Genomic DNA, 26,837 nt, shown 5'->3' on the forward strand with positions numbered 1-26,837 from the left:
CGACGCGATGTGGGCGGAGCTGCTCCCGGTGGGCCGCTCCGCCGCCACCGGCGGCTACCGGCGGCACGCCTGGAACTCCGCGGACGCCGAGTGCCGGGCCTGGTTCGAGCAGCAGGCCCGGACCCGCGGCCTGGCGTGCCGGACGGACCGCAACGGCAACCAGTGGGCCTGGCACGGCGACCCGGCCGCCGGGAACGCCGTGGTCACCGGTTCGCACCTGGACTCCGTCCCGGACGGCGGCGCCTACGACGGTCCGCTCGGGGTGATCTCCGCCTTCGCCGCGTACGACGAACTCCGTGCGCGCGGAGCCGAGTTCACCCGTCCGCTGGGGATCGTCAACTTCGCGGACGAGGAGGGCGCCCGGTTCGGCGTCGCCTGCGTCGGCTCCCGGCTGGCCACCGGTGCGCTCGACCGGGAGGCCGCGCACGCGCTGCGCGACGCCGACGGGGTGCGGCTGCCCGACGCCCTGGAGCGGGCCGGGCACGACCCGGCGCTGATCGGGCCGGATCCCGAACTGCTGGGCCGGATCGGCGCGTTCGTCGAACTCCACGTCGAGCAGGGGCGCTTCCTCGCCGAGCGGCAGCCGGTCGGGGTGGCCAGCGCGATCTGGCCGCACGGCCGGTGGCGGTTCGACTTCCACGGCGAGGCCAACCACGCGGGCACCACCCTGCTGGCCGACCGCCGCGACCCGATGCTGACCTACGCCACCACGGTGCTCGCCGCCCGCAAGAAGGCCCGGCTGGCCGGGGCGCTGGCCACCTTCGGCAAGGTCGCCGTCGAACCCAACGGCACCAACGCCGTCGCCTCGCTGGTCCGCGGCTGGCTGGACTCGCGCGCCCCCGACGAGCACACCCTGGGCCGACTGGTGGAGGGCATCGGGCAGTCGGCCGTCGAGCGCGGCGAACGCGACGGCGTCCGGGTCGAACTCACCCGCGAGTCGTACACCCCGGTGGTCGACTTCGACGGCCCGCTGCGCGAGCGCCTCGCCGCCCTGCTGAACGCCCCCGTCCTGCCGACCGGCGCGGGACACGACGCCGGGATCCTGGCATCCGCCGTCCCGACCGCCATGCTGTTCGTGCGCAACCCCACCGGCGTCTCGCACTCCCCGGCCGAGCACGCCGAACGGGCCGACTGCCACACCGGCGTGCGCGCCCTCGCCGACGTCCTGGAGGACCTCGCATGCCGTCCGTCGTGACGTACTGGGTCGAACACGCCTGGCTGCCGCACCCGAACGGCCCGGCCGTCCAGCCCGAGGTGCTGATCACCGCCGGCCCGGACGGCCGGATCACCGGGGTCACCCCCCGCAGCGGGCCCTGCCCCGCCGGGGCGGTCCGACTGGCCGGGCTCGCCCTGCCCGGCCAGGCCAACGCGCACTCGCACGCCTTCCACCGGGCGCTGCGCTCCACCGTGCAGGTCGGCTCCGGGACGTTCTGGACCTGGCGCGACACCATGTACAAGGTCGCCGCCGCGCTCGACCCCGACCGCTACCTGGCGCTCGCCACCGCCGTGTACGCCGAGATGGCGCTCGCCGGGATCACCGCCGTCGGCGAGTTCCACTACCTGCACCACGGGCCCGGCGGCACCCGGTACGCGAACCCGAACGCGATGGGCGAGGCGCTGATCGAGGCCGCCGCCCGGGCCGGGATCCGGATCACCCTGCTCGACAGCTGCTACCTGTCCGCGGGCTTCGGCGCCGAACCGACCGAGCCCCAACTGCGCTTCTCCGACGGCGACGCGGACGCCTGGGCCGACCGCGCCGCCGCCCTGACCGACCGCCCGCACGCCCGGATCGGCGCCGCCGTGCACAGCGTCCGGGCCGTCCCCGCCGGGCAGTTGGGCACCGTCGCGCACTGGGCCGCGACCCGCCGGGCCCCGCTGCACGTCCACCTCTCCGAACAGACCGCCGAGAACGACGCCTGCCTCGCCGCGCACGGCGTCACCCCGACCCGGCTGCTCGCCGACCACGGCGTCCTCGGCCCGCGCACCACCGCCGTGCACGCCACCCACCTCACCGACGAGGACGTCCGGCTGCTCGCCGACTCCTCCACCACCGTCTGCATGTGCCCCACCACCGAACGGGACCTCGCCGACGGCATCGGCCCGGCCCGGCAGCTCGCCTCCGCGGGCTGCCCGATCACCCTCGGCTCGGACAGCCACGCCGTCATCGACCCGTTCGAGGAGGCCCGCGCCCTCGAACTCGACGAACGCCTGCGCACCCGCACCCGCGGCCACTGGACCGCGGGCGCCCTGCTCCGCGCCGGCACCTCGGACGGCCACGCCTCGCTCGGCTGGCCCGAGGCCGGCCGCTTGGAGCCGGGCGCGCTCGCCGACTTCTGCGTCCTCGCCCTCGACTCCGTCCGCACCGCCGGGCCGTCGCCGGTGCTCGGCGCCGAGACCGCGGTGTTCGCGGCGTCCGCCGCCGACGTCCGCCACCTGGTGGTCGGCGGGCGGCACGTCGTCCAGGGCGGCGTGCACCGGCTCGTCCCGGAGACCGGCCGCGCGCTCGCGGACGCGGTGGCCGCCCTGCGCTGAGACCCGCCCCGCGCCGGGACCCGCCCCGCGCTGAGACCCGCGCCGGGACCCGTCCCGCGCTGAGACCCGCGCCGGGACCCGCCCCGCGCCGGGACCCGCGCCGGGACCCGCCCCGCGCTGAGACCCGCGCCGGGACCCGCCCCGCGCTGAGACCCGCGCCCGACTCCCCCCAGAAGGAACCCGCGTTCATGAGCCTGCTCATCAGCAACATCGGCTCGCTGGTCACCAACGACCCCGCCCTCGGCGCGGGCCCGCTCGGCCTGCTGGCCGACGCCGCCGTGGTGCTGGACGGCGACCGCGTCGCCTGGGTCGGCCCGGCCGCCGCCGCACCCGCCGCCGACGAGCACACCGACGCGGGCGGCCGGGCGCTGCTCCCCGGGTTCGTGGACAGCCACGCGCACCTGGTGTTCGCCGGGGACCGCACCGCCGAGTTCCACGCCCGGATGTCCGGCCGGGCGTACGAGGCGGGCGGCATCCGCACCACCGTCGCGGCGACCCGGGCCGCCTCCGACGCCGAACTCAACGCCAACCTGACCCGCTACCTGGCGGAGATGCTGCGCCAGGGCACCACCACGGTCGAGGTGAAGTCCGGCTACGGCCTGAGCACCCCCGACGAGGCCCGCTCGCTGCGGATCGCCGCCGGGCACACCGCCGAGACCACCTACCTGGGCGCGCACGTGGTGGCCCCCGAGTACGCCGACGACCCGGACGGGTACGTCGACCTGGTGACCGGCGAGATGCTGGCCGCCTGCGCGCCGTACGCCCGCTGGGTGGACGTGTTCTGCGAGCGCGGCGCCTTCGACGGCGACCAGGCCCGGGCGGTGCTCACCGCCGGCGTCGCGGCCGGCCTGCGGCCCCGGGTGCACGCCAACCAGCTCGGCCACGGCCCCGGCGTCCGGCTCGCGGTCGAACTCGGCGCCGCCTCCGCCGACCACTGCACCCACCTGACCGACGCGGACGTCGCCGCGCTGGCCGGGAGCGACACCGTCGCGACGCTGCTGCCGGGCGCCGAGTTCTCCACCCGCGCGCCCTACCCGGACGCCCGGCGCCTGCTGGACGCGGGCGCCGCCGTCGCGCTCTCCACCGACTGCAACCCCGGCTCCAGCTTCACCAGCTCGATGCCGTTCTGCGTCGCCGTCGCGGTCCGCGAGATGGGCATGACCCCCGACGAGGCGGTGCACGCCGCCACCGCCGGCGGCGCCCTCGCCCTGCGCCGCACCGACGTCGGCCGGATCGCCCCCGGCGCCCGCGCCGACCTGCACCTGCTGGACGCCCCCTCGCACGTCCACCTGGCCTACCGCCCGGGCGTCCCGCTGACCGCCGCGGTCTGGCAGGGCGGGGCCAGGAGGCTCTGACCCCGGCGGGGCGGACCGGCTGCGGAGCAGCAATGGTATGCGGAAGGTAAAGCTACCTGATCGTGCAGCGTGTGTTTCCTTGGTTGAATTCGAAGAATGCCTTCGAATTGAAGGAGTTGGCGGGTGATGCCCGTGAAAGCGCAACGCCCTCCGGAGGCGGCACCCCCGGGAGCCCCGCCCGTCCCGCAGGTCCCCTGATCAGCGGCCCCCGCGCGGTCTACCATCGCCCCTATGACCTGTGTGCTGCTGGCCGAGGACGACCCGGCAATCTCCGAACCGCTGGCCCGCGCCCTGCGCCGCGAGGGCTACGAGGTACTGGTCCGCGAGGACGGACCGGCCGCCCTGGGCGCCGGCCTGGGCGAGGACGTCGACCTGATCGTGCTCGACCTCGGCCTCCCCGAGATGGACGGCCTGGAGGTCTGCCGGCGGCTGCGCGCCGACGGCAAGAGCTTCCCGGTCCTGGTGCTCACCGCCCGCGCCGACGAGGTGGACACCGTGGTCGGTCTGGACGCCGGCGCCGACGACTACGTCACCAAGCCGTTCCGGCTGGCCGAACTGCTCGCCCGGGTCCGGGCCCTGCTCCGGCGCGGCAACGTCGACCAGCTGACCACCGGCGCGCACGGCGTGAAGATCGACATCGAGTCGCACCGCGCCTGGCTCGGCGAGGAGGAGCTCACCCTCTCCGCCAAGGAGTTCGAGCTGCTGCGGGTCCTGGTGCGGGACGCCGGACGGGTGGTCACCCGCGAGGAGATCATGCGCCAGGTCTGGGACACCACCTGGTGGACCTCCACCAAGACCCTGGACATGCACATCTCCTGGCTGCGCAAGAAGCTCGGCGACGACGCCGCGAACCCGCGCTACATCGCCACCGTGCGCGGCGTGGGCTTCCGCTTCGAGAAGAACTGACCGGCTCCGAGAAGAACTGACCGGCAGAACCGCGAACCGAAGGACCGCCCGGCGTGAAGCGCAGGATGATCAACTCGCTGCTGGGCGTCGTCCTGGTGGTGGTCGCGGTGTTCTGCGTGCCGCTGGCCCTGATCGAGAAGCAGACGATCGTCAACGCCGCCAACGACCGGGTGGACGCGGTGGCGCTCCGGGTGCTCGGCCTGGTCGAGAGCCGGCTCGCCGCGGGCGAACCGGTCAGCGGCGAGAAGTTCGCCGCCGTGGTCGCCGGTGACGACTACTACGTCACCGTGGACATCCCCGGGCAGTCGCAGATCGCCCTCGGCCACCCCGTCCGGGGCGACGCGCTGAGCGCCACCGAGACCGGCGCCAGCGGGGAGACCGTCACCGCCGAGCAGTCCCGCACCGCGCTGGACCACGAGATCGGCAACATGCTGCTGCTGCTCGGCGTGGTCGCGCTGCTCGCCGTCCAGGCCGCCGTGGCGCTCGCCGTCTGGCAGGCCAAGCGCCTCGCCCGGCCGCTCACCGACCTCGCCGAGACCGCCGAACGCCTCGGCTCCGGCGACCCCCGGCCCCAGGGCCGCCGCTACGGCGTCCCCGAGCTCGACCGGATCGCCGAGGTGCTGGACACCAGCGCCGAACGGATCGCCCGGATGCTCACCGCCGAACGCCGGCTCGCCGCCGACGCCTCGCACCAGCTGCGCACCCCCCTCACCGCGCTCTCCATGCGGCTGGAGGAGATCACCGCGCTCGCCGAGGACCCCGGCACCGTCCGGGAGGAGGCCGCGATCGGCCTCCAGCAGGTCGAGCGGCTCACCGACGTGGTGCAGCGGCTGCTCACCAACCAGCGCGACCCCAACAGCCCCACCGCGGTGACCTTCGGGCTCGACGAGGTGGTCAAGCAGCAGGTCGAGGAGTGGGGCCCGACCCTGCGCGACAGCGGGCGCCGCCTGGTCATCGAGGGACTGCGCGACGCCCGGGTGATCGGCACCCCCGGCACCGTCTCCCAGGTGCTCGCCACCCTGATCGAGAACTCGCTGATGCACGGCGCCGGCACCATCACGCTGCGGGTGCGCCGCTCCGGCAGCTCGGTGGTCGCCGAGGTCCAGGACGAGGGGCCCGGCGTCCCCCGGGAGCTCGGCAACCGGGTCTTCGAACGGGCGGTCAGCGGCCGCAACTCCACCGGCATCGGGCTGGCCGTGGCCCGGGACATCGCCGAAGCCGACGGCGGCCGCCTCGAACTGCTGTCGCTGCGGCCGCCGGTGTTCGCGCTCTTCCTCGCCCACGGGGGCGACTGAACGCCCCCGCTGAACGCCCCCGCGGTCGTCAGTTCGCCAGCGCGGGGCGCTCCTCGGCGGCCAGCAGCAGCTCCGCCTCCTGCACCACCGCGGGGTCCTCCAGCTCCGGCATCGCCTTGAACACCCAGGTGCGGTAGGAGACGAAGCGGAAGACGGTGGCGATCGCCAGGCCGAGGAACTTGCCGCCCAGCCGCTCGAAGGAGGTGTCCAGCCCGAGCACGTACTGGGTGAAGCCCAGGGTGCCGGTCTCGATCAGCATGCCGATGCCGCTGAACAGCAGGAACAGCGTGATCTCCCGCTTGCGCGAGGCGGCGTCGCGGTCCCGGTAGAGCCAGTAGCGGTAGCCGAGGTAGTTGGTGGCGATCGCCACCACGGTGGCCGCGATGTTGGAGCGCAGCGAGGCCAGGCCGACGGCGTTGTTGAGGATCCAGAACAGCCCGAAGTTGACCACGACGCCGGAGGCGCCGATCAGGGCGAACCCCACGGCCTCCGCGGACAGCCCGCGCAGCCGCTGGACCAGGGAGGGGCGCGTCTCGATGGTGCTCGTCATCCGGGCTGTCTCCGTCTACGTCTACTTCACATGATCGGATAAGTAGGTGTCGTGCGATCCGGCCCACCAGGCTACCCGCACTCCGTGAGTGCTCCCGTCCCGATCCGGGCGCGCACGACCCCCGCGCACGCCGGTACGAGGGCCCCCACCGGCCCGGATATCCTGGAGCGCGTGACTGTAGCGGGCAATGCGAACTTTCCAGTGGTCGGAGTCATCGGCGGCGGGCAGCTCGCCCGCATGATGCACCAGGCGGGCATCCCGCTGGGCATCCGCTTCAAACTCCTCGCCTACACCCCCCAGGAGTCGGCCGCGCAGGTGGTCGGCACCACCGTGCTCGGCGACTACCGAGACCTCGACACGCTGCGGGCCTTCGCCGCCGACTGCGACGTGATCACCTTCGACCACGAGCACGTGCCCACCGAGCACCTGCGCACCCTGCAGGCCGAGGGCGTCGCCGTCCGCCCCGGGCCGCACGCGCTGGTCAACGCCCAGGACAAGGGCGTCATGCGGGCGAAGCTCGACTCCATCGGCGTCCCCTGCCCCCGGCACCGCCTGGTCGCCGACCCGGCCGACGTCACCGCCTTCGCGAACGAGGGCGAGGGCTACCCCGTCGTCCTGAAGACCGTCCGCGGCGGCTACGACGGCAAGGGCGTCTGGGTCGTGAAGGACGAGACCGAGGCCGCCGCCCCCTTCCTCGCGGGCGTCCCGGTGCTGGCCGAGGAGAAGGTCGACTTCCTGCGCGAGCTCGCCGCCAACGTGGTCCGCTCGCCCAGCGGCCAGGCCGTCGCCTACCCCGTCGTCGAGTCCGTCCAGGAGAACGGCATCTGCGCCGAGGTCACCGCCCCGGCGCCCGACCTCGACCCCGCCCTCTCCGACGAGGCCCAGCAGCTCGCCCTGCGGATCGCCGGCGAACTCGACATCACCGGCCACCTCGCCGTCGAGCTCTTCCAGACCCGCGACGGCCGGATCCTGGTCAACGAGCTCGCCATGCGCCCGCACAACTCCGGCCACTGGACCCAGGACGGCGCCGTCACCTCCCAGTTCGAGAACCACCTGCGCGCCGTCCTCGACCTCCCGCTCGGCGACCCCCGCCCGCGCGCCAAGTGGACCGTCATGGTCAACGTCCTCGGCGGCGACTACCCCGACATGTACCGCGCCTTCCTGCACTGCATGGCCCGCGACCCCGGCCTCAAGATCCACATGTACGGAAAGGACGTGAAGCCCGGCCGCAAGGTCGGCCACGTCAACGTCTTCGGGGACGACCTCGAAGACGTCCGCGAGCGCGCCCGCCACGCGGCCGCCTACCTGCGAGGAACGATCACCGAATGACCTCTCCCCTTGTCGGCATCGTGATGGGCTCCGACTCCGACTGGCCCGTGATGGAGGCCGCCGCGCAGGCGCTCGACGAGTTCGAGATCCCGTACGAGGTCGACGTGGTCTCCGCGCACCGGATGCCGCGCGAGATGGTCGCCTACGGCGAGCAGGCGCACGGGCGCGGGCTGAAGGCGATCATCGCCGGGGCCGGCGGGGCCGCGCACCTGCCCGGGATGCTGGCGTCGGTGACGCCGCTGCCGGTTATCGGGGTGCCGGTGCCGCTGCGCTACCTGGACGGGATGGACAGCCTGCTGTCGATCGTCCAGATGCCCGCCGGGGTGCCGGTGGCGACGGTCTCGGTGGCGGGCGCGCGCAACGCCGGGCTGCTCGCGGTCCGGATGCTGGCCGCGTTCGACGCCGAACTCGCCGAGAAGATGGTCGAGTTCCAGGCCGAGCTGAACAACCAGGCCACCGAGAAGGGCCGCAAGCTGCGCGCCAAGGTCGCGGGGAACGACTCCTTCGGCTTCGGCAAGTAGTAGAACGGGGGGATGACCCCCGAACTGCTCGACCGCGCCCGGGCCGTCCTGCGCACCACGCCGGTGGTGGACGGCCACAACGACCTGCCCTGGGCGATGCGCGCCCAGGCCGGGTACGACCTCGACGCCGTCGACCTGACGGCCGACCAGAGCCACCGGCTGCACACCGACCTCGGCCGCCTGCGGGCCGGCGGGGTCGGTGCGCAGTTCTGGTCGGTGTACGTGCCGGCCGAGCTGTCGGGGGACGGCGCGGTCAGCGCGACGCTCGAACAGGTCGACTTCGTCAAGCGGATGACCGCCCGTCACCCCGAGCACCTGCGGCTCGCGCTGACCGCCGACGAGGTGGAGGCCGCCCGCGCCGAGGGCCGGATCGCCTCGCTGATGGGCGCCGAGGGCGGGCACAGCATCAACTCCTCGCTGGCCACCCTGCGGGCGCTGTACGAGCTGGGCGTGCGCTACCTGACGCTCACCCACAACTCCAACGTGCCGTGGGCCGACTCCGCCACCGACGAGCCCGTGCACGGCGGGCTGAGCGCCTTCGGCGAGGAGGTGGTCCGGGAGATGAACCGGCTCGGCATGCTGGTCGACCTCTCGCACGTCTCCGCCGGCACCATGCGCCACGCGCTGCGGGTCTCCGAGGCCCCGGTGCTCTTCTCGCACTCCTCCGCCCGGGCCGTCTGCGACCACCCGCGCAACGTCCCCGACGACGTGCTGGCGGGGCTGCCCGCCAACGGCGGCGTCGCGATGGTCACCTTCGTGCCCAAGTTCGTGCTGCCCGCCGCCATCGAGTGGACGCTCGCCGCCGACGCCAACATGGCGGCCCGGGGCTTCCACCCGCTGGAGACCACCCCCGAGGCGATGGCCGTGCAGCGCGCGTACGAGGCCGCCCACCCCCGCCCGGTCGCCACCGCCGCCACCGTCGCCGACCACCTCGACCACATGCGGGAGGTCGCCGGCGTCGACCACGTCGGCATCGGCGGCGACTACGACGGCACCGCCTTCACCCCGTCCGGCCTGGAGGACGTCTCCGGCTACCCGGCGCTGGTCGCCGAACTGCTGCGCCGCGGCTGGTCCGAGGCCGACCTCGCCAAGCTGACCTGGCACAACGCGCTCCGGGCGCTGCGCGGCGCCGAGACCGTCGCGCGCCGGCTGCGGGCCGAGCGCCGCCCCTCGACCGCCACCCGCGAGCAGTTGGACGGCGCGTGAACCACGGAGGTCTTGACCCCGCCCCTGGGGCAGGCCGCAGCGTGGCCGGTGCGGAGGAGGAACGGCTGCTCACCACCGGTGAGTTCGCCCGTCGCGGCCTGCTGTCACCGAAGGCGCTGCGGCTGTACGACCGGCAGGGACTGCTGCCGCCGGACCGGATCGACCCGGACAGCGGCTACCGGTACTACCGGCCGCAGCGCCTGGCCACCGCGCGGCTGATCGTCCGGCTGCGCGGCCTGGACATGCCGCTGGCCACCGTCGCCGAGGTGCTCGCCCTGCCGGGCCCCGCGGCGGCGGAGCGGATCGCCGCGTACTGGGCCGCCGTCGAACGGCGGACCGCCTCGCAGCGGACGCTGGCCGAGCACCTCCGCGTCCAACTCAGCGGACTCGAAGGGATCGAAACCATGTACACGGTCGAACAGCGGGACGTGCCCCAGCAGTTGGTGCTCACCGAGCAGCGCCGGGCCCGGCCGCAGGACCTGGACGACTTCATCGGCGGCGCCATCGGCCGGCTGTCGGCCCTCGCGGCGGCGGCCGGCAGCCCGGCGGGCGTGCCCTTCGTGATCTACCACGGCCAGGTCGACGAGGACAACGACGGCCCGGTCGAGGTCTGCGTCCCCGTCGACCCGGCCGCGGCCCCCGGCCTCACCGCCCCGCACCGGATCGAGCCCGCGCACCGCGAGGCGTACACCCGGATCACCAGGGCGCAGCTTGACTACCCGCAGATCCTCAGCGCCTACGACGCGGTCTGCGAGTGGGCGGACGGCGCCGGCGCGGAGCGCACCGGCCCCGGCCGCGAGGTCTACTTCACCGACGTCATGTCGGCCGGACCGACCGACGAGGTCTGCGACGTGGCCTTCCCGGTCGGCGGCTGAGCGGGCGTCAGAGCTTCGGCAGCTCGATCGCCGGGCACCGGTCCATCACCATGTCCAGCCCGGCCGCCCGGGTGCGGGCGAACGCGTCCTCGTCGACCACCCCGAGCTGGAACCAGACGGCCTTGGCGCCCTTCGCCACCGCCTGGTCGGCGACCGGGCCGGCCAGCTCGGAGTTGACGAACACGTCCACCACGTCGACCGGGAAGGGGATCTCGGCGAGCGAGGCGTAGCCCGGCTCGCCGAGCACCGTCTCGGCCTTCGGGTGCACCGGCACGATCCGCTTCCCGGCCCGCTGCAGCACCCGGGCCACGCCGTACGCGGCGCGCGCGGTGTTGTTGGACAGGCCGACCACGGCCCAGGTGTCGCCGGAGTCGGTGAGGACCTTCCGGACGGTGGCGTCGTCTCCGTAGCTCATGCCAGGGGCAACGGCGCCACCGCGCCGGTCATTCCGGGCCGCCCGCGCGGCTCACTCCGGGTAGGGCCGCCCCATCGCCCGGTAGGTCCAGCCCGCGGCCCGCCAGGCTTCGCCGTCCAGCACGTTGCGGCCGTCGACCAGGCGGCGTTCGGCGACCAGCGCGCCGACCTCGGCCGGGTCCAGCTCGCGGAACTCCTGCCACTCGGTGAGGTGCAGCACCACGTGCGCGCCCTCGACGGCCTCCAGCGGGGTGGCGGCGTAGGAGAGGCTGGGGAACATCTTGCGGGCGTTGTCCATCGCCTTCGGGTCGTACACCGTGACCTGGGCGCCCTGCAGCTGGACCTGCCCGGCCACGTTGAGCGCGGGGGAGTCCCGGATGTCGTCCGAGTTCGGCTTGAACGCGGCGCCGAGCACCGCGACCCGGCGGCCGAGGAAGCCGCCGCCGCACTGCTCGCGGGCCAGCTCCACCATCCGGGAGCGGCGCCGCATGTTGATCGAGTCGACCTCGCGCAGGAAGGTCAGCGCCTGGTCCGCGCCCAGCTCCCCGGCCCGGGCCATGAACGCCCGGATGTCCTTGGGCAGGCAGCCGCCGCCGAAGCCGAGGCCGGCGTTCAGGAACTTGCGGCCGATCCGCTCGTCGTAGGAGAGCGCCTTGGACAGCTGCACCACGTCGGCGCCGGCGCTCTCGCAGACCTCGGCCATCGCGTTGATGAAGGAGATCTTGGTGGCCAGGAAGGAGTTCGCGGCGGCCTTCACCAGCTCGGCGGTCGGGAAGTCGGTCACCACGAACGGCACGCCGTCCGCGATCGGGCCCGCGTACACCTCGCGCAGCAGCCGCTCGGCGTTCTCGCTGCGCACGCCGACCACCAGCCGGTCCGGGTGCAGGGTGTCGCCGACCGCGAAGCCCTCGCGCAGGAACTCCGGGTTCCAGGCGAGTTCGGCCCGCTCGCCGACCGGGGCCAGCGCGGCCAGCCGCTCGGCCAGCCGGTTCGCCGAGCCCACCGGCACGGTCGACTTGCCGACCACCAGCACCGGCCGTTCCAGCAGCGGGGCCAGGGAGTCGATCGCGGAGTCGACGTAGCTCATGTCGGCGGCGAACTCGCCCTTGCGCTGCGGGGTGTTCACGCAGACGAAGTGCACGTCGCCGAAGGCCGCGACCTCCTCCCAGGAGTCGGTGAAGCGCAGCCGCCCGGTCGAGCCCTCGTGGCCCGCGACGTGCTTGAGCAGCAGTTCGGACAGCCCCGGTTCGTACATCGGCACCCGCCCGGCGGCCAGTGCCGCCAGCTTGTCCCGGTCGACGTCGAGACCCAGGACCTCGAACCCGAGCTCCGCCATGCAGGCGGCATGCGTCGCGCCCAGGTAGCCGGTGCCGATCACCGTGATGCGGGGAGCCACACGCGTTCCCTTCGGTCCGGGCCGTACCAGGTGCGACGGCCGCAGCCACCGATGGTATCCGCCCCGCCGGGGGCCGCGGATGCGCAGATTTCCCGATTCCGGCTCGAAGGTCTGTGCGGAAGGTTCACAATGCCGCCATGACTTCCAAGGGGCGGGGCGACGAGCCGGAGGAGGACACCGGGCCGCTGAGCATCTTCGACCGCGACGAGCACGGGGACGAGGACGGGGACGGCCCGGCGGAGGAGGCGGCGGCGCAGGGGGCCGGGGAGGCCCCGCGGCGCCGGCGGCGGCTGCGGCGGCTGCTGGCCTGGACGCTGGCGGTGCTGCTGGTGCTGTTCGGCGGCGCGTTCGGCGCGGTGCTGTGGGCGGCCGACCACTACGCGTCCTCGGTGCGGCGGATCCCGGACGCCTTCCCGACGCTGCCCGCCTCCGAGCAGCCGTCGGCGGTGCCGCACAGCGGGCAGACCTTCCTGCTGGTCGGCCTGGACGCCCGCTCCGACGGACCGACCACCGGCAAGGACGCCGGGGCGCCCGCCTGGCGGGCCGGGGCGCAGCGCAGCGACACCATGATGCTGATGCACATCTCGGCGGACCGGAAGTCGGTCTCGCTGGTGTCCCTCCCGCGCGACACCTGGGTGCCGGTCCCCGGCCACGGCAAGGCGAAGATCAACGCGGCCTACTCCTGGGGCGGCCCGGCGCTGATGGTGCGGACGGTCCAGGACCTGACCGGGATCCGGATCGACCACGTCGCGGTGATCGACTGGAGCGGCTTCCGCGCGCTCACCGACGCCGTCGGCGGCGTGGACATCACCATCCCGCGCACCATCGAGGCCAAGGGCGACGCCCGGGAGTGGCTGGCCGGCACCCACCACATGGACGGCGCGGAGGCGCTGCTCTACGTCCGCGAGCGGCACGGGCTGCCCAACGGCGACCTCGACCGCACCAAGCGGCAGCAGAACTTCCTGCGCTCCCTGATGATCAAGACCATGAGCTCGGGCACCCTCTCCAGCCCGTCCAAGCTCACCGGCCTGCTCGGCACCATCGGCGACGTGGCCAGCGTCGACGACCGGCTCAGCAACGGCGACCTCTACGACCTCGCCTGGAGCCTGCGCGACGTCCGCCCGGACGGCGTCCACTTCATGAACGCCCCCTTCGGCGGCTTCGACACCGTCGACGGCCAGGACGTGGTCCTGCTGGACGACGGCGCCGCGGGCGTGCTCTGGAACGCCGTGCGCACCGACCGGATGGACGCCTACCTGGCCGAGCACCGCACCAGCACCGGCACCCTCGGGACGGACGTGGACTGACCGGCGCCGGCCGGACCGGCGTCAGTTGACGGCCGCGGCCCGCCCCTGCTCGTGCACCCGGTTCCGCTCGCCGACCTTCCGGGCCGGGACGCCGGCCCAGATCTCGCCGGGCCCGGTCGAGCGGGTCAGCACGGCGTTGGCGCCGACGACGGTGTCGGCGCCGACGGTGAGGACCCCGCTCTTGCAGACGATCTTCGCCCCGGCGCAGACCGTCACGCCGTCCTCCAGCACCACCCGCCGCATCGCCGAGGACTCCTGCGGGACCCACGGGTCGGCCCGGCCGATGGTGACGCCGTTGTAGAGGGTGACGTTCGCGCCCAGCGTGGTGTACGGGTGCAGCACGGTGCCGAAGCCGCGGTGGAAGACCACCAGCCCGGGCCCGATCTCGGCGGCGGCCGGGACCTCCATCCCGTACAGGGCCAGGGCCTCCTGGACCAGGCGGCCGAACAGCCGGCTGCGGCGGCGGTAGATGAGGGAGGTCACCAGCGACATGGCCGACATTGTCCCGCCGACCGGGCCGGCGCACCGCCGACGACGCGCCCCGCGGCGGCAGTTCGGATTCGCCGTGCGAATTCCGGACGCCGCCGCGGGACGGCGGGGGTCACTTGGCGGCCGGGACGGCGGTGTCGTTGCGCATCGCCTCGAAGACCGCCTTGGACTTGGCGTCGTCCCACTTGACGGCGGACTCGCCGGTGGAGGTGCGGTAGTCCGGGTTGCCGATCGGCACGGTGATGGTCTGGCCGTCGCCGCCGGTGACGCCCTTCATGGCCAGGAACATCGAGCCCAGGTCGGTCAGCCCGGCGTCGTCGTCGACGATCACGGTGTCCAGCCCGGCCGAGACCAGCGGGTAGAAGGTGAACGGGTTGAGCAGCGTCGTCGGGGAGGCGGCCTGCTCGGCCAGCGCGCCGAGGAACTTCTGCTGGTTGCGCATCCGGCCCAGGTCCTGGTCGGCCATCTGGTGCCGCTGCCGGACGAAGGCGAGCGCCTGCTTGCCGTTCAGGGTCTGGGTGCCGGCCTGCAGGTCGAGGCCGGAGTCCTTGTCCTTGACCGGCTGCTCGATGTTCATCTCGACGCCGCCGACCGCGTCCACCAGGCCGACGAAACCGGCGAAGCCGATCTCCGCGTAGTGGTCGATCCGCAGGTTCATGCTGGTCTCGACGGTCTGCACCAGCAGGCGGCCGCCGCCGGCCGCGAAGGCCGCGTTGATCTTGCGGGTGGCGGCCGGGACGGTCTTGCCGCTGCCGGAGGTGTCCAGGTGGGCCGGGATCTGCACCCAGGAGTCGCGCGGGATCGACATCAGGGTGTTCCCGTTGTCGCCGATGTGCAGGATCATCATCGAGTCGCTGCGCTTGCCCTCGGCGGAGCCGGTGTGCAGGCTCTGCTCGTCCGCGTCGGTGAGGCCGGCCCGGCTGTCCGAGCCGACGATCAGCCAGTTGGTGCCCTTGCCCGCGGCCGGGCGGCCCGGGTAGTCGGCCAGCACGTTCTCGTGGTGCAGCTTGCCGTCGGCCCAGAAGTAGGTGCCGGTCATGGTCACCAGCAGCGCCAGCACCAGGCCGAGCACCGAGTAGCCGACGATCTTCTTGCGCGAACGGCGCGGCCGCGGCGCGGCCTCCCCGGCCCCCGCCCCCGGCCCGCCCCGGCCCCGCTCGGGCGGCTGCTGCCCGTACGGCTGCCCGCCGCGGTGCGGGGGCTGCCCGCCGCCGCTGCCGCCGTTGCCGTACGGGGGCTGCCCGCCGTCGCCGTTGCCGTACGGGGGCTGCCCGCCGCCGTACGGCGGCCGTTCGCTGTCCTGCCGGGCGGGACGGGAGAGCGGGACGCCCGTGCCGCGCGGGTTCAGCTCCGGCGGCAGCGGCGGCTCGGCCGCTGCTCCGCCCTGGCCCCGCGCCGCGTCGCCCTGCCCGTATGCGCCGCCCCCCGGGCGCTCCTGCCACGTGTTCATGGGGGAAGGATGCCCGAACCGGGGCCCGCGCAGTGATCGCGGGGGCGCCCGGGGCCCCGTTGTGGCCGTTTTGATGCAGGGCGCGGACGGTTCGGAGCACTGTTCACCAGGCGGGCACGGCCGTGTTCACCAGGCGGGCACGGCCTTGACCCGCCGAAACCGGCCGTGTTTGCATGAACGCATGGAGCAGCGTCAGGTCCTCACCCGTCGGCGGCACGTCGACCACGGTCGGGTGTCCTGCTCGCTGTGTCGCGGCTGACGCCCACCGCCGCGCGCACTCACCCCCAGGCGACCCGTGCCCTCGCCGATCCCCCTTTCTCGCTTCCCGGCCGCGCCATGCCCGCGGCCGTACGCCCCGAGGTGACTCCATGGCCGTGATCCTGTCCGTCTCCGGTTCCCCGTCCGCGACCTCCCGCACCACCCGGCTGCTGCGCCACGTCGACCGCCGGCTCGTCTCGCACGGGCACCAGGTCCGCGCGCTGGACGCCCGCTCGCTGCCCGCCGCCGCGCTGCTCGCCGCGGACACCTCGGACCCGGCGATAGCCAGGGCCGTCGAGCTGTTCGAGCAGGCCGACGGCGTGGTGATCGGCACCCCGGTCTACAAGGCCGCCTACTCGGGGCTGCTGAAGGCCCTGCTCGACCTGCTGCCGCAGTACGCGCTGCGCGGCAAGACGGTGCTGCCGCTGGCCACCGGCGGCTCCACCGCGCACGTGCTGGCGGTGGACTACGCGCTGCGGCCGGTGCTCAGCTCGATGGGCGCCGGGCACATCACCCAGGGCTGGTTCGTGCTGGACCGGCACGTCGGCCTGCGCGAGGACGGCGGCACCGAACTGGAGCGCGAGACCGAGGTGCTGCTCACCCCGGTGGTGGACGCGTTCTCCGCCGCGCTCGCCCCCAGGGTGCGACTCGCGGTGGCCGGCTGACCGTTCGTCAGCGAAACGGCCCCGCCCGGGGCCCGGGACCCTCAGACCGCGGCGCGGCGACCCCTAGGGGAGAGGGCCCGGGCCCCGGACGCTTTCCCGGGACGGGGGTCAGTCCGGTGGAGGACGACCCCCGGCCGGGCCCGCTCCTACCGTGGAGCCCTCACCCCAGCCACACCTCCGAAGGTGGGGCCGGCCCCACCCCGAAGACGGTAGCCAGCAGGATTCCGCGACCGGGGGCGCGCCGGGAAGGCTGGGGTGACCACGGCACACCCCACGACAGGAGCACGCAGTGACCACGGCAGCGAGCGCCGCCCACCTCTCATCCCTGCCCGAGCGGGACGGCAGCGCCGCCCGGGCCCGGCAGGTCACCAAGGCGTACGGCGCGGGGGAGACCCGGGTGACGGCGCTGGACGCGGTCGACGTCGACATCGAGCGCGGCCGCTTCACCGCGATCATGGGCCCGTCCGGGTCCGGCAAGTCGACGCTGATGCACTGCCTGGCCGGGCTGGACGCCGTCTCCGAGGGGCGGATCTGGATCGGCGACACCGAGATCACCGGCCTGAAGGACAAGCAGCTCACCAGGCTGCGCCGGGACAAGATCGGCTTCATCTTCCAGGCGTTCAACCTGCTCCCCACCCTGAACGCGGTGGAGAACATCACGCTGCCGATGGACATCGCGGGCCGCAAGCCCGACCAGGCCTGGCTCCAGCAGGTGATCGACACCGTCGGCCTGTCCGGCCGCCTCAAGCACCGCCCCGGCCAGCTCTCCGGCGGCCAGCAGCAGCGCGTCGCGGTGGCCCGCGCGCTGGCCGCCCGGCCCGAGATCATCTTCGGCGACGAGCCCACCGGCAACCTCGACTCCCGCTCCGGCGCCGAGGTGCTCGGCTTCCTGCGCCGCTCGGTCGACGAACTCGGCCAGACCATCGTCATGGTGACGCACGACCCGGTCGCCGCCGGCCACGCGGACCGGGTGCTCTTCCTCGCCGACGGCGCGATCGTCGACGAGATGCACAACCCCACCGCCGACTCCGTCCTGACCCGCATGCGCCGTTTCGACGGCAAGCGCACCAGCTGAGACGGAGCCGGAACCCCATGCTGCTCAAGACCTCGCTGCGGAGCTTCTTCGCCCACAAGTGGCGCCTGCTGCTCTCCCTGCTCGCCGTGGTGCTCTCGGTCGCCTTCGTGGCCGGCACCCTGGTCTTCTACAACACCGCCACCAGCACCTTCGACCGGCTGTTCGCCTCCACCGCCTCCGACCTCTCGGTCTCCAAGGCCAAGGACGAGATCACCGAGAACGGCCCCGGCCCGGCCCCCAGCATCCCGGTCGACACCCAGCGCCGGCTCGCCGCCGAGCCCGGCGTCAAGGCCGCGGTCGGCCAGGTGATGACCGCCACCGCGACGCTGGTCGACCCCGCCACCAACAAGGTGATCGGCCCGACCTCCGGCGCCCCCACCCTCACCGGCAACTGGACCGACACCCCGCGCAACTCCGTCGAGATCACCTCCGGCCACGTCCCGCAGGGCGCCGACCAGCTGGTGCTGGACGCCGACACCGCGGAGAAGGCCCACCTCGACCTCGGCTCCCGGGTCCGGATCATCACCGACGCCGACCACGACTTCACCATCGCGGGCATCGCCACCTTCCGCACCACCAACCCCGGCGCCGCCCTCGCCTTCCTGGACACCCCCACCGCCCAGCGGATCCTGCTCGGCACCGAGGCGTACACCTCCGTCGAGCTGTTCGGCGACGGCAGCCGCACCGACGAGCAGCTGAAGACCGCCGCCCTGGCCGACCTCGGCAGCGGCTTCCAGGCCAAGACCGCCGCCGAGCAGCAGAAGGAGAACTCCTCCGACGTCGGCGGCTTCCTGGACTTCATGAAGTACGCGATGCTCGGCTTCGCGGTCCTCGCGGCCGGCGTCGGCGGCTTCCTGATCGTCAACACCTTCTCCATGCTGGTCACCCAGCGCACCCGGGAGATCGGCCTGCTGCGCGCCATCGGCGGCAGCCGCTCCCAGGTCAACCGCTCGGTGCTGATCGAGGGCCTGATCCTCGGCGTGCTCGGCTCCACCCTGGGCATCGCGGCCGGCCTCGGCCTCGCGCTCGGCATGATCCAGCTGATGCGGGCCGCCGGAATGGGCCTGGACACCTCGCTGGAGATCACCTGGACGGTGCCCGCCGCGTCGTACGCGGTCGGCGTGCTGGTCACCCTGCTCGCCGCCTTCGTCCCGGCCCGCCGCGCCTCCCGGATCACCCCGATGGCCGCGCTGCTCGACCACGCCGCCCCCGTCGAGCCGGGCGCCAACCGGGTGCGCGCCGCGCTCGGCACCGCGGCCGGCGCGATCGGCGCCACCGCCCTGGTGCTGGCCGCCTCCTCCAGCGGCGCCACCGGCGGGATGCTGATCCTGCTCGGCGTGCTCGCCACCCTGGTCGGCGCCGTGGTGCTCGGCCCGCTGCTGGTCTCCGGCCTGCTCCGGCTGCTCGGCGGCGCGCTGCCCGCCCTGTTCGGCCCGGCCGGCCGGCTCGCCCAGCGCAACGTCATGCGCAACCCGCGCCGCACCGGCTCCACCGCCGCCGCCCTGATGATCGGCCTGGCCGTGGTGATCGGCGCCTCCGTGGTCACCTCCTCGATGGTCTCCTCGATGACCGAACAGATCGACGGCTCGGTCGGCGCCGACTACGTGGTCGACGGCGGCCAGGGCACGGTCAGCCAGGCCGCGGTCGACGCCGCCCGGAAGAGCCCGGGCCTGGACCACCTCACCGAGGAGAAGCACCTCGGCGCCCGCTTCACCCTCCCCGACGGCACCCAGGTGCTGAACCGGGTCACCGCCGCCGAGCCCGGCTACCTGCGGGACTTCCGGCTCCCGATCGCCTCCGGCAGCGCCGAGGCCGCGTTCGCCGGCGACGGCCTGGCCATCGGCCAGGACTTCGCCGACGCGCACCACCTCAAGGTCGGCGACCCGATCACCGTCACCTACAGCACCGAGACCGGCGCCGGCCAGACCCTGAAGGTCGCCGCCGTCGTCGAGACCGGCAACCAGCTGTTCGACGGCCAGTTCCTCACCTCGATCGACACCGTCGGCAAGGCCGTCGACGTGGCGGCCGTCCAGGACTCCGCGCTGTTCGCCGCCGCCGCGCCCGGCACCGACAAGGCCACCGTCCTCGCCGACCTGCAGAAGTCGCTCGCCGACCACCCGCAGCTGACCGTCCAGGACAAGGCCGGCTACAAGACGATGATCAAGGACCAGGTCGACCAGCTGCTCGCCATGGTCTACGGCCTGCTCGGCCTGACGATCGTGGTCGCCGTCCTCGGCGTGGTCAACACGCTGGCCCTGTCGGTGATCGAGCGCACCCGGGAGATCGGCCTGCTGCGCGCCATCGGCCTCTCCCGCCGCCAGCTGCGCCGGGTGGTCCGGCTCGAATCCGTGGTCATCGCCCTGTTCGGCGCCGTCCTCGGCACCGCGCTCGGCCTCGGCTGGGGCGTCACCGCCCGGTCCGTCCTGGCCGGCAACGGCCTGACCGTCCTCACCGTCCCCACCGGCACCGTGATCACCGTCCTGGCCGGATCCGTGGTCATCGGCCTGGTCGCCGCCCTCGTCCCGGCCTTCCGCGCCGCCCGGATGAACGTGCTGGCCGCCATCGCCTCCGACTGACCCGCCGTCACCCCGCGCCCCGCCGTTCCCCGCGCCCCGCCAGGGGCCCGGGGAACGGCGGGGCGATGCTGCTGACGGCCGGAGCCCATCGAAGGTCCGTGCTGCTGCGTGCCTTCCACGGACAGCAGCCCGGCTTCTCCCCGGGCCCGGCACTCCTCAGGCCGGACAGCCGATCTCGCTCCCGCTCTCCGCCCCCGCCACCGCCGAAGGCCCGGCCGTCGCGGCGGCCGTCGCCGAAGGCCCCGCCGTCGCCGAGGGCTCCGGGGAGGAGCCGCCGTCCGAGGGCCCGCGGTACCCGCTGCCCGCGACCACCTGGAAGGTCGCCCCCAGGCCCGGGACGGATTCGAGCTCGGCGTCGGGCAGGGCCGCCGCCAGGGTCTTCACCGACTCGTCCCAGCGCGGGTCGTAGCGGATCACCGTCCGGGTCGCGGCCGCCTGCCCGCCGGGCGCGTTGGACGGCATGCCGGTGGTGGCGAACCCGGCCTTGCGCAGTTCCGCGTCGACCCGGAAGCCCAGGCCCTGGACGCCCGCGCCGTTGAGCACCTGCACCCGGACCTCGCCCGGCGGAACCGTTCCGGCAACGGGCGAGGCGCTCGGCGCGGCGGTGGACACCGGCGCCCCGGCCCCGGCCCCGGTGAGCGGACGCCCGGCCCGGAGGGCCTCGAACAGCGCCGCCGCGCCCTTCTCGTCCCACAGCACGGTGGACCCCCACCCCGCGACCTGGTGGTCCACCTCGGCCAGCGGCACCGTGACGAAGTCCGCGTTCGCCGCCGACAGGTCCTTCAACCGGCCCGCGAACTCCAGCAGTTCGGCGTCGCCCAGCCCCTTGTCGACCTTGACCGAGCGCAGCACGGTGTCCAGCACCCCGGACAGCTTCGCCGGGTCGAGCAGGGTGTCCCCGGCGGACGCCCGGTGCAACAGCTGCGCCAGGAGCTTCTGCTGACGGTGCATCCGCCCGAGGTCGGAGGAGCCGTCCACGTGCCGGGCCCGGACGTAGCGCAGCGCCCCGGCGCCGTCCAGCCTGGTGGTGCCGGCCGGCAGGTCCAGGCCCGAGTAGTCGTCCCGCAGCGGCTTGGCGGTGCACACCTCGACGCCGCCCAGGGCGTCCACGGTGGAGACGAAGCCGAGGAAGTTCACCTCGACGTAGTGGTCGATCCGCAGCCCGGTGTTCTGCTCGACGGTGCGCACCGCCAGCGGCGCCCCGCCCATCCCGTACGCCGCGTTGATCTTGCCCTTGCCGGCCTCCACCTGCTCCCCGGTGGCGAGGTCCCGGTGCGCGGGGATGTCCACGTAGGAGTCGCGCGGGACGGACACCACGGTGGCCCGGCCGCGGTTCGCGGACAACTGCACGACCATCATCGTGTCGGTGCAGTGGCAGGACTCGCCGCCCGCGTGCAGCACGTCCTTCAGGGTGGAGTCCGGGATGCCCGCGCGCTCGTCGGTGCCCACCACCAGGAAGGTCTCGGCGCCGTCGTCGGCCGGGCGGTCCGGCCCGCCGCCGATCGCGTCCACCCGGTCGAGCGAGGAGCCGATGCCGTTCAGCACCGCCCACCCGCCGCACGAGGTGGCCAGCACCGCGAAGGAGAGGGTGCCCGCCGCCCAGCCGCCCCAGCGGCGGCGGCCCGGCCGCCGCGGCCGAACGGGTGCGGGCTGGCGTTCGGGAGGGCGCTGACGGGACATCTTCCGCATGCTAGGCGGCCCGCCCGCCACCCGACCGGACGGCGCGCCGGACGCCCCGCCCGCGCGGCCTGACGAACCGTCGGAGCCGCTCCCCGGAACGCCGGACGGGGGCCGCCCCCGCGCACTAGGCTCGCGCCATGACGAGCAGCGCCCCCAGGATCGAGGCCACCGCCGACGTCGACCCGAGCGCCGAGATCGGCCCCGGCAGCACCGTCTGGCACCTCGCCCAGGTCCGGGAGGACGCCCGGATCGGCGCCGAGTGCATCATCGGCCGCGGCGCGTACGTCGGCCCCGGCGTCCGGCTCGGCGACCGGGTCAAGCTCCAGAACCACGCCCTGGTGTACGAGCCCGCGGTCCTGGAGGACGGCGTCTTCGTCGGCCCCGCCGCCGTCCTCACCAACGACCTCTACCCTCGCTCCGTCGACCCCGACGGCAAGCTCAAGCGCGGCGACGACTGGCACGCCCGCGGCGTCACCCTCCGCGAGGGCTGCTCGATCGGCGGCCGCGCCGTCCTGGTCGCCGGCGTCACCGTCGGCCGCTGGGCCCTGGTCGCCGCGGGCGCCGTCGTCCACCGCGACGTCCCCGACCACGCCCTGGTGGCCGGCGTCCCCGCCCGCCGGATCAAGTGGGTCGGCCGGGCCGGCGAACCCCTCGCCCCCGACGGCCCGCAGCGCTGGCGCTGCCCCCGCACCGGCGAGACCTACACCGAGAGCGCCTCCGGCACCCTCACCCGCGACGCCTAGCCGCGCCCGCGCATTCAGGGGCTCGGGGAACGGCGAGGCCCAGTCTGCGAGCGGTTCACTGCCGGAGCGCGCATCGGCTTCGGGTTCTGTTCAGGACACGCAGCAGCACGGACACTTCGATGGGCTCCGGCCGTCAGCAGCACGGACTCGCCGTTCCCCGAGCCCCTGAATGCGCGCTCTTGCGCCTACTTGCCCTTGGCCGCGCAGACGTTGGTGTCGTCCGCCTGCACCCGCTGGATGTCCTTGGGCGCTTCGGACGGGGCCGCCGAGGGCGTGCTGCCCGCGTCGGTGAAGTCCTTGCCGATGACGACCACGAGGCCGTCCTTCGCCGTGAGCTTGCCGCCGACCTGCACCGCCGTCCCGGGGAGTCCGAGGGCCGCGGCGACCGCCTGCGCCTCGTCCTCGTGCCCGGCGGGGTAGGAGACCGTGCTGGTGGCCGTCGGGTCGGCGTTGTTGCCCGCGACGGCCAGTGCGAAGCCCTTGTCCTGGAGCGCGGTGGCGACCTTCGCGGCCTGCTTGCCGACCCCGCTGCCGTTGCGCACGGTGACCTTCACCCCGGCCGGGTCCACCTGGGGCGCGGCGGGGGCGGAGGAGGACGGCGCGGGCGCCTCGGGGGTCGGGCTCGGCGAGGGGACGTCGGTCAGCGAGCGGTCCGCGACGATCATCGAGAACACCTGCTGGGCGTCGTTCGGCTTGAGCACCAGGTGGTTGTTGTTCGTCGGGTCGTCGAGCACCGGCACCGTGGTGAAGGTGATGTTCTTGGTGTCGACCCGGGAGATGTCGAGCGCCAGGTCCTTGAGCTTGTTGACGCTGCCGATCCCGTCGTCGACGGTGAGCGCCTTGGTGGCGGCGTCCGCCAGGTCCCACAGCTTGGTGGGGCTGGTCAGGGTGTCGCTGCTCTTCATCTTGCGGATCATCGAGGAGATGAACTGCTGCTGCAGCGGGATGCGGGTCAGGTCGCCGCCGAAGCCCACCGCGTGCCGGGTGCGGACGAAGGCCAGCGCCTCCTCGCCCTGCACCACGTGCCGGCCCGCGCTCATCTTCAGGTGCGAGTACGGGTCGTCGATGTCGGTGGCGGCGCACACCTCGACCCCGCCGACCGCGGTCGACAGCGTCTTCACCGCCTCGAAGTTGACCATCATGAAGTGGTTGATCCGGACGCCGGTCAGCTTCTCCACGGTCTTCCAGGTGCAGCCGGGGTCGCGGCCGTCCTGCCCCAGGCTGGTGTTGAACATCGCCCGGGCCTCGCCGGGGATGGTCTTGTCGCCGGTCTTGCAGTCCGGGATCTGCACCATCAGGTCGCGCGGGATGGACAGCACCGTCGCGTTGGAGCGGTCCTTGGAGATGTGGAACAGCAGCGTGGTGTCCGCGTGCCCGGCCGAGCCCTCGTCGCCGTACTCGCGGCCCAGGCCGACCCGGCTGTCGGTGCCGATCACCAGGATGTTCAGCGCGTCGGTCGCCTGCGGGCGCTCGGAGTCGTCGCCGACGTCGACCTTCACCGAGGAGATGTTGTTGTTGAAGTGCTGGTACACGTAGTACGCGCCGCCGCAGCCCGCCACCAGCACCAGGCCGAGCGTGCCCGCGGTCCACTTCAGCACCCGTCGGCCGCGGCTGGAACGGCCCTTGCGGCGGGCGGCCCGGCCGCCCGGCGCCGCGGTCGCGCCCTTCGGGTTCCGGGCGGCGGCCCGGGAGCCCCGGGGGCCCCGCTCGCCGGTCGGCTCCGCGGCGGAGGCACCGGCGGCGGAGGTGGCGGAGCCGTCCGCGGCCCGGCGGCCGGCCTGCGGGCGCGCCGAGGCGGCGCGGGGCCGTGCGTCGGAGGGCCGCCGTCCCGCGTCCAGGTCGAGCCGGAACTCGCCGGTCGCCGGGTCGAGCACCCACTGGTCGGCGGGGTCGACGCCGGGAGGGATCGAGTCCGCCGAGTCGCCCCGGTTCCGGTGTCCGCTGTTCATCCCGGACACCCTAGACGAGCCTGACGCCCGAACCGTCCACGATGTGATACCCGTCACCCGGCGAACGGGCGGAAAACGGTTGCGGCGCGCCCCGTCCGGTCCGATCCGCCGGACGGAGCGCGCCGCCGCACTCCACTGCCATCGCCCCAGGACTACCCGCCCCGGGGCGCCGGGAGCGTCAACCGAGGCGCAGAGTCACCCGTTCGGAGTCGATCCGGCTCTGCCACTGCTCCTCCGTCAACTGCCCGGAGTTCCGGCACAGCACGACCGAGGCGCCGACCGCCAGCGGCGCCAGCAGGCCCGCCTCCAGGCCCGCCCAGTCGTCGAAGGAGAGCGTCGACAGGACGCGGCTGTCGCCGTCCAGGCCCAGCCGGGCCGCGCCCTCGCGGGCCAGCGCCACCGTCTGCTCGCCGGTCAGCTTCAGCGGCAGTCCGTCCACCACCGTCTCCAGCGCCACCGCCTGCGGGTCCACCGGCGAGTACGGGGCGAACCGGTCGCCCTGTCCGGGCACCTCCGCCGCGTAGTCCAGGAACCCGTCCGGCCGCTGCGGGAACCGCCCGCCCAGCGGGCGCAGCGCCAGCGCCACCCGCTCGCCCGGGCACTCCTGCGCGGCCGCCAGTCCGTCCGGCCCGGAGACCACCAGCTCGGTGTCCTTCGGCTCGCCCTGCGGCACCGCCACCACGCCCACCGACCAGCAGGCCAGCAGCCACACCGCGCTCTGCCAGTGCGCCGGCAGCAGCAGCGCCGCCCGGTCGTCCGGCGAGGCGTTCAACTCGTCCTGCAGCAGGTTGGCCGTCTTCGCCACCCAGTTGTCGAACGTCTTCGCGGACAGCTCCACCCGTTCCCCGGTCGAGTCGTCGTAGAAGGTCACCAACGGGCGGGACGGGTCGGCAGCGGACCCCGGGCGCAGGAAGGCCTGCAGCAGCTCGGCGGGGGTACGGGCGTCGGCAGCGAAAGGCGCAGTCATGGTGCGGCCCAGCCTACGTCCTGCCCCCCGCCGAACGGGAGGGTGCCCGGCCGGTCGGAACGCCGCGTCGTGTCACCGCCCCGCGTTACGCTCGCCGGTGCCCCGGCCCACACCCCCGGGGCCCCGCGCCCGCACCTGCACCCGCACCCGCACCCGCACCCCGAGGACGTACCGATGCCCGCCCAGACCCGGCAGTGGCGGCCCGGCTACCCGCTCGACCTGGGCCGCACCCTCTTCCCGCTGCAGCGCGGCACCGGCGACCCGGCCTTCCGGCGCACCCCCGACGGCGCCGTCTGGCGCGCCTCCCGCACCCCCGACGGGCCGGGCACCCTGCGGATCGTCCAGCGGGCCGACGAGATCGACGCCACCGGCTGGGGCCCCGGCGGCGGCTGGCTGCTCGAACAGCTCCCCGCGATGCTCGGCGCGCACGACGACCCGGCCGGCCTCACCCTGCCGCCCGGGCCGCTCCGCGAGGCCCAACGCTCCTGCCCCGGGCTGCGGTTGACCCGCACCGGCCTGGTGATGGAGTCGCTGGTCGCGGCGGTCCTGGAGCAGAAGGTCACCACCGTGGAGGCGTACCGCGCCTGGCGCACCCTGCTCCGCGACCACGGCACCCCGGCCCCCGGCCCGGCCGCCGACCTCGGCATGCGGGTCGTCCCCTCCGCCCGGGAGTGGACCCTCGTCCCCAGCTGGGCCTGGCACCGGGCCGGCGTCGACCCCAAGCGCTCCGCCACCGTCCTGCGCGCGGTCCGGCTCGCCGCCCGCCTCGAACAGGCCGCCGCGATGCCCCCGGCGGACGCCTTCGCCCGCCTCACCGCCGTCCCCGGCGTCGGCCCCTGGACGGCCGCCGAGACCCTCCAGCGCAGCAACGGCGACGCCGACGCGGTCTCCGTCGGGGACTTCCACCTCCCCAACACCGTCGGCTGGGCCCTGGCCGGCCGCCCCCGCAGCGACGACGCCCAGATGCTCGCCCTCCTGGAGCCCTACCGCCCCCACCGGCACCGCCTCTGCCGCATCCTCCCCCTCACCGGAGCCCGCCCCCCGAAGTACGGGCCCCGCCTCGCCCCCAACGACCACCGCAACCGTTAGGCAGACGGCTCGGGAGAGCACCACCAGGGGCTCGGGGAACGGCGAGGTCGTGGCTGCGGGCGGTGCACTGCCGTGGCGCGCGTGGGCTTCCGGTTCTGTATCACCACACGCAGCAGCGCGGACACCTCGGTGGGCTCCGGCCGTCAGCAGCACGGCCCCGCCGTTCGCCGGGCCCCTGGCTTCGCTCCCGTGAGCCCCTGGCGGTGCTCC

At 74.2% G+C, this 26,837-nt stretch carries 23 protein-coding genes; 15 read left to right on the top strand and 8 right to left on the bottom strand.

Translation table 11 applies throughout. The features are described from left to right. The first annotated feature begins 7 nt into the window (after positions 1 to 7). From ABD345_RS17730 to ABD345_RS17750, 5 genes are all read left to right on the top strand, one after another. Positions 8 to 1,195, top strand: coding sequence for an allantoate amidohydrolase (locus tag ABD345_RS17730; RefSeq protein WP_344553232.1), 1,188 nt, complete (start codon positions 8 to 10; stop codon positions 1,193 to 1,195). After that, positions 1,180 to 2,532 (top strand): formimidoylglutamate deiminase, encoded by a 1,353-nt coding sequence (locus ABD345_RS17735; protein ID WP_344553185.1) that lies wholly within the window; start codon positions 1,180 to 1,182, stop codon positions 2,530 to 2,532. The genes ABD345_RS17730 and ABD345_RS17735 overlap by 16 nt, the downstream gene beginning before the upstream one ends. Positions 2,533 to 2,720: 188 nt before the next feature. Next, positions 2,721 to 3,887, top strand: a complete 1,167-nt coding sequence (hutI, locus tag ABD345_RS17740) for an imidazolonepropionase (protein WP_344553187.1) — start codon at positions 2,721 to 2,723, stop codon at positions 3,885 to 3,887. Between the two features lie 231 nt (positions 3,888 to 4,118). Beyond that, positions 4,119 to 4,793, top strand: coding sequence for a response regulator transcription factor (locus tag ABD345_RS17745; RefSeq protein WP_285740005.1), 675 nt, complete (start codon positions 4,119 to 4,121; stop codon positions 4,791 to 4,793). Positions 4,794 to 4,846: 53 nt separating this feature from the next. Next, complete coding sequence (locus ABD345_RS17750; RefSeq protein WP_344553190.1) at positions 4,847 to 6,088, top strand: ATP-binding protein; 1,242 nt, start codon at positions 4,847 to 4,849, stop codon at positions 6,086 to 6,088. Between the two features lie 28 nt (positions 6,089 to 6,116). Here ABD345_RS17750 and ABD345_RS17755 read toward each other — a convergent pair whose 3' ends face one another. Then, positions 6,117 to 6,638 carry a GtrA family protein gene (locus tag ABD345_RS17755; protein ID WP_344553191.1) on the bottom strand — a complete coding sequence of 174 codons (522 nt, stop codon included), beginning with the start codon at positions 6,636 to 6,638 and terminating at the stop codon, positions 6,117 to 6,119. 171 nt (positions 6,639 to 6,809) lie between these two features. Here ABD345_RS17755 and ABD345_RS17760 point away from each other — a divergent pair, with 171 nt between their 5' ends. The 4 genes from ABD345_RS17760 to ABD345_RS17775 are packed head-to-tail and all read left to right on the top strand — an operon-like array spanning position 6,810 to position 10,569. Continuing rightward, the gene (locus ABD345_RS17760; RefSeq protein WP_425556841.1) at positions 6,810 to 7,967 is read left to right on the top strand and encodes a 5-(carboxyamino)imidazole ribonucleotide synthase; all 1,158 of its coding nucleotides are present in this window, start codon (positions 6,810 to 6,812) and stop codon (positions 7,965 to 7,967) included. After that, positions 7,964 to 8,488 carry a 5-(carboxyamino)imidazole ribonucleotide mutase gene (purE, locus tag ABD345_RS17765; RefSeq protein WP_344553193.1) on the top strand — a complete coding sequence of 175 codons (525 nt, stop codon included), beginning with the start codon at positions 7,964 to 7,966 and terminating at the stop codon, positions 8,486 to 8,488. Before ABD345_RS17760 ends, purE begins: the two co-directional genes overlap by 4 nt. Positions 8,489 to 8,500: 12 nt before the next feature. Continuing rightward, positions 8,501 to 9,694: a dipeptidase gene (locus tag ABD345_RS17770; RefSeq protein WP_344553195.1), complete on the top strand. Its 1,194-nt coding sequence runs from the start codon at positions 8,501 to 8,503 to the stop codon at positions 9,692 to 9,694. Positions 9,695 to 9,735: 41 nt separating this feature from the next. Further along, entirely contained in the window at positions 9,736 to 10,569 is an 834-nt protein-coding gene (locus ABD345_RS17775) for a MerR family transcriptional regulator (RefSeq protein ID WP_344553196.1), read from the top strand. Between the two features lie 7 nt (positions 10,570 to 10,576). Here ABD345_RS17775 and ABD345_RS17780 read toward each other — a convergent pair whose 3' ends face one another. Both ABD345_RS17780 and ABD345_RS17785 read right to left on the bottom strand, forming a co-directional pair. Then, positions 10,577 to 10,984, bottom strand: a complete 408-nt coding sequence (locus ABD345_RS17780) for a CoA-binding protein (RefSeq protein ID WP_344553197.1) — start codon at positions 10,982 to 10,984, stop codon at positions 10,577 to 10,579. A 51-nt stretch (positions 10,985 to 11,035) separates the two neighbouring features. Beyond that, positions 11,036 to 12,379: a UDP-glucose dehydrogenase family protein gene (locus ABD345_RS17785; RefSeq protein WP_344553198.1), complete on the bottom strand. Its 1,344-nt coding sequence runs from the start codon at positions 12,377 to 12,379 to the stop codon at positions 11,036 to 11,038. A gap of 137 nt (positions 12,380 to 12,516) precedes the next feature. Here ABD345_RS17785 and ABD345_RS17790 point away from each other — a divergent pair, with 137 nt between their 5' ends. After that, on the top strand, positions 12,517 to 13,686 hold the full coding sequence (locus ABD345_RS17790) for an LCP family protein (RefSeq protein WP_344553199.1): 1,170 nt from the start codon (positions 12,517 to 12,519) through the stop codon (positions 13,684 to 13,686). 21 nt (positions 13,687 to 13,707) lie between these two features. On the opposite strand, the gene ABD345_RS17795 is transcribed toward ABD345_RS17790, so the two are convergent. Together ABD345_RS17795 and ABD345_RS17800 are read right to left on the bottom strand one after the other, a co-directional pair. Then, positions 13,708 to 14,178: a serine O-acetyltransferase gene (locus tag ABD345_RS17795; RefSeq protein ID WP_344553201.1), complete on the bottom strand. Its 471-nt coding sequence runs from the start codon at positions 14,176 to 14,178 to the stop codon at positions 13,708 to 13,710. A gap of 109 nt (positions 14,179 to 14,287) precedes the next feature. Beyond that, positions 14,288 to 15,625, bottom strand: coding sequence for an LCP family protein (locus ABD345_RS17800; protein ID WP_344553202.1), 1,338 nt, complete (start codon positions 15,623 to 15,625; stop codon positions 14,288 to 14,290). A 368-nt stretch (positions 15,626 to 15,993) separates the two neighbouring features. On the opposite strand from ABD345_RS17800, the gene ssuE reads away from it, so the two are divergent. From ssuE to ABD345_RS17815, 3 genes are all read left to right on the top strand, one after another. Then, positions 15,994 to 16,548, top strand: a complete 555-nt coding sequence (gene ssuE, locus ABD345_RS17805; protein WP_344553203.1) for an NADPH-dependent FMN reductase — start codon at positions 15,994 to 15,996, stop codon at positions 16,546 to 16,548. Between the two features lie 289 nt (positions 16,549 to 16,837). Next, positions 16,838 to 17,623 carry an ABC transporter ATP-binding protein gene (locus tag ABD345_RS17810; RefSeq protein WP_344553204.1) on the top strand — a complete coding sequence of 262 codons (786 nt, stop codon included), beginning with the start codon at positions 16,838 to 16,840 and terminating at the stop codon, positions 17,621 to 17,623. Between the two features lie 17 nt (positions 17,624 to 17,640). Beyond that, positions 17,641 to 20,199 (top strand): ABC transporter permease, encoded by a 2,559-nt coding sequence (locus ABD345_RS17815; protein ID WP_344553205.1) that lies wholly within the window; start codon positions 17,641 to 17,643, stop codon positions 20,197 to 20,199. Positions 20,200 to 20,355: 156 nt separating this feature from the next. Here ABD345_RS17815 and ABD345_RS17820 read toward each other — a convergent pair whose 3' ends face one another. After that, positions 20,356 to 21,879 carry an LCP family protein gene (locus ABD345_RS17820; RefSeq protein ID WP_344553206.1) on the bottom strand — a complete coding sequence of 508 codons (1,524 nt, stop codon included), beginning with the start codon at positions 21,877 to 21,879 and terminating at the stop codon, positions 20,356 to 20,358. A 137-nt stretch (positions 21,880 to 22,016) separates the two neighbouring features. Between ABD345_RS17820 and ABD345_RS17825 the strand changes: the two genes are divergently transcribed. Next, positions 22,017 to 22,622 carry an acyltransferase gene (locus ABD345_RS17825; protein ID WP_344553207.1) on the top strand — a complete coding sequence of 202 codons (606 nt, stop codon included), beginning with the start codon at positions 22,017 to 22,019 and terminating at the stop codon, positions 22,620 to 22,622. Positions 22,623 to 22,807: 185 nt separating this feature from the next. On the opposite strand, the gene ABD345_RS17830 is transcribed toward ABD345_RS17825, so the two are convergent. Next, positions 22,808 to 24,571 (bottom strand): LCP family protein, encoded by a 1,764-nt coding sequence (locus ABD345_RS17830; RefSeq protein ID WP_344553208.1) that lies wholly within the window; start codon positions 24,569 to 24,571, stop codon positions 22,808 to 22,810. A 178-nt stretch (positions 24,572 to 24,749) separates the two neighbouring features. Next, on the bottom strand, positions 24,750 to 25,538 hold the full coding sequence (locus ABD345_RS17835; protein ID WP_344553209.1) for a TIGR03089 family protein: 789 nt from the start codon (positions 25,536 to 25,538) through the stop codon (positions 24,750 to 24,752). Between the two features lie 174 nt (positions 25,539 to 25,712). Between ABD345_RS17835 and ABD345_RS17840 the strand changes: the two genes are divergently transcribed. Next, positions 25,713 to 26,627 (top strand): DNA-3-methyladenine glycosylase family protein, encoded by a 915-nt coding sequence (locus ABD345_RS17840; RefSeq protein ID WP_344553210.1) that lies wholly within the window; start codon positions 25,713 to 25,715, stop codon positions 26,625 to 26,627. Positions 26,628 to 26,837: the final 210 nt, after the last annotated feature.

It is taken from the genome of Kitasatospora saccharophila (assembly GCF_039529925.1).
GTDB lineage: Bacteria > Actinomycetota > Actinomycetes > Streptomycetales > Streptomycetaceae > Kitasatospora > Kitasatospora saccharophila.

What these genes read in the sequence shown, in the direction of transcription:
- ABD345_RS17730 (WP_344553232.1), top strand. Translation starts at nt 8, where the DNA reads ATGTGGGCGGAGCTGCTCCCGGTGGGCCGCTCCGCCGCCACCGGCGGC.
- ABD345_RS17735 (WP_344553185.1), top strand. Translation starts at nt 1,180, where the DNA reads ATGCCGTCCGTCGTGACGTACTGGGTCGAACACGCCTGGCTGCCGCAC.
- hutI (WP_344553187.1), top strand. Translation starts at nt 2,721, where the DNA reads ATGAGCCTGCTCATCAGCAACATCGGCTCGCTGGTCACCAACGACCCC.
- ABD345_RS17745 (WP_285740005.1), top strand. Translation starts at nt 4,119, where the DNA reads ATGACCTGTGTGCTGCTGGCCGAGGACGACCCGGCAATCTCCGAACCG.
- ABD345_RS17755 (WP_344553191.1), bottom strand. Translation starts at nt 6,638, where the DNA reads ATGACGAGCACCATCGAGACGCGCCCCTCCCTGGTCCAGCGGCTGCGC.
- purE (WP_344553193.1), top strand. Translation starts at nt 7,964, where the DNA reads ATGACCTCTCCCCTTGTCGGCATCGTGATGGGCTCCGACTCCGACTGG.
- ABD345_RS17770 (WP_344553195.1), top strand. Translation starts at nt 8,501, where the DNA reads ATGACCCCCGAACTGCTCGACCGCGCCCGGGCCGTCCTGCGCACCACG.
- ABD345_RS17780 (WP_344553197.1), bottom strand. Translation starts at nt 10,984, where the DNA reads ATGAGCTACGGAGACGACGCCACCGTCCGGAAGGTCCTCACCGACTCC.
- ABD345_RS17790 (WP_344553199.1), top strand. Translation starts at nt 12,517, where the DNA reads ATGACTTCCAAGGGGCGGGGCGACGAGCCGGAGGAGGACACCGGGCCG.
- ABD345_RS17795 (WP_344553201.1), bottom strand. Translation starts at nt 14,178, where the DNA reads ATGTCGCTGGTGACCTCCCTCATCTACCGCCGCCGCAGCCGGCTGTTC.
- ABD345_RS17800 (WP_344553202.1), bottom strand. Translation starts at nt 15,625, where the DNA reads ATGAACACGTGGCAGGAGCGCCCGGGGGGCGGCGCATACGGGCAGGGC.
- ssuE (WP_344553203.1), top strand. Translation starts at nt 15,994, where the DNA reads ATGGCCGTGATCCTGTCCGTCTCCGGTTCCCCGTCCGCGACCTCCCGC.
- ABD345_RS17815 (WP_344553205.1), top strand. Translation starts at nt 17,641, where the DNA reads ATGCTGCTCAAGACCTCGCTGCGGAGCTTCTTCGCCCACAAGTGGCGC.
- ABD345_RS17820 (WP_344553206.1), bottom strand. Translation starts at nt 21,879, where the DNA reads ATGTCCCGTCAGCGCCCTCCCGAACGCCAGCCCGCACCCGTTCGGCCG.
- ABD345_RS17825 (WP_344553207.1), top strand. Translation starts at nt 22,017, where the DNA reads ATGACGAGCAGCGCCCCCAGGATCGAGGCCACCGCCGACGTCGACCCG.
- ABD345_RS17830 (WP_344553208.1), bottom strand. Translation starts at nt 24,571, where the DNA reads ATGAACAGCGGACACCGGAACCGGGGCGACTCGGCGGACTCGATCCCT.
- ABD345_RS17835 (WP_344553209.1), bottom strand. Translation starts at nt 25,538, where the DNA reads ATGACTGCGCCTTTCGCTGCCGACGCCCGTACCCCCGCCGAGCTGCTG.
- ABD345_RS17840 (WP_344553210.1), top strand. Translation starts at nt 25,713, where the DNA reads ATGCCCGCCCAGACCCGGCAGTGGCGGCCCGGCTACCCGCTCGACCTG.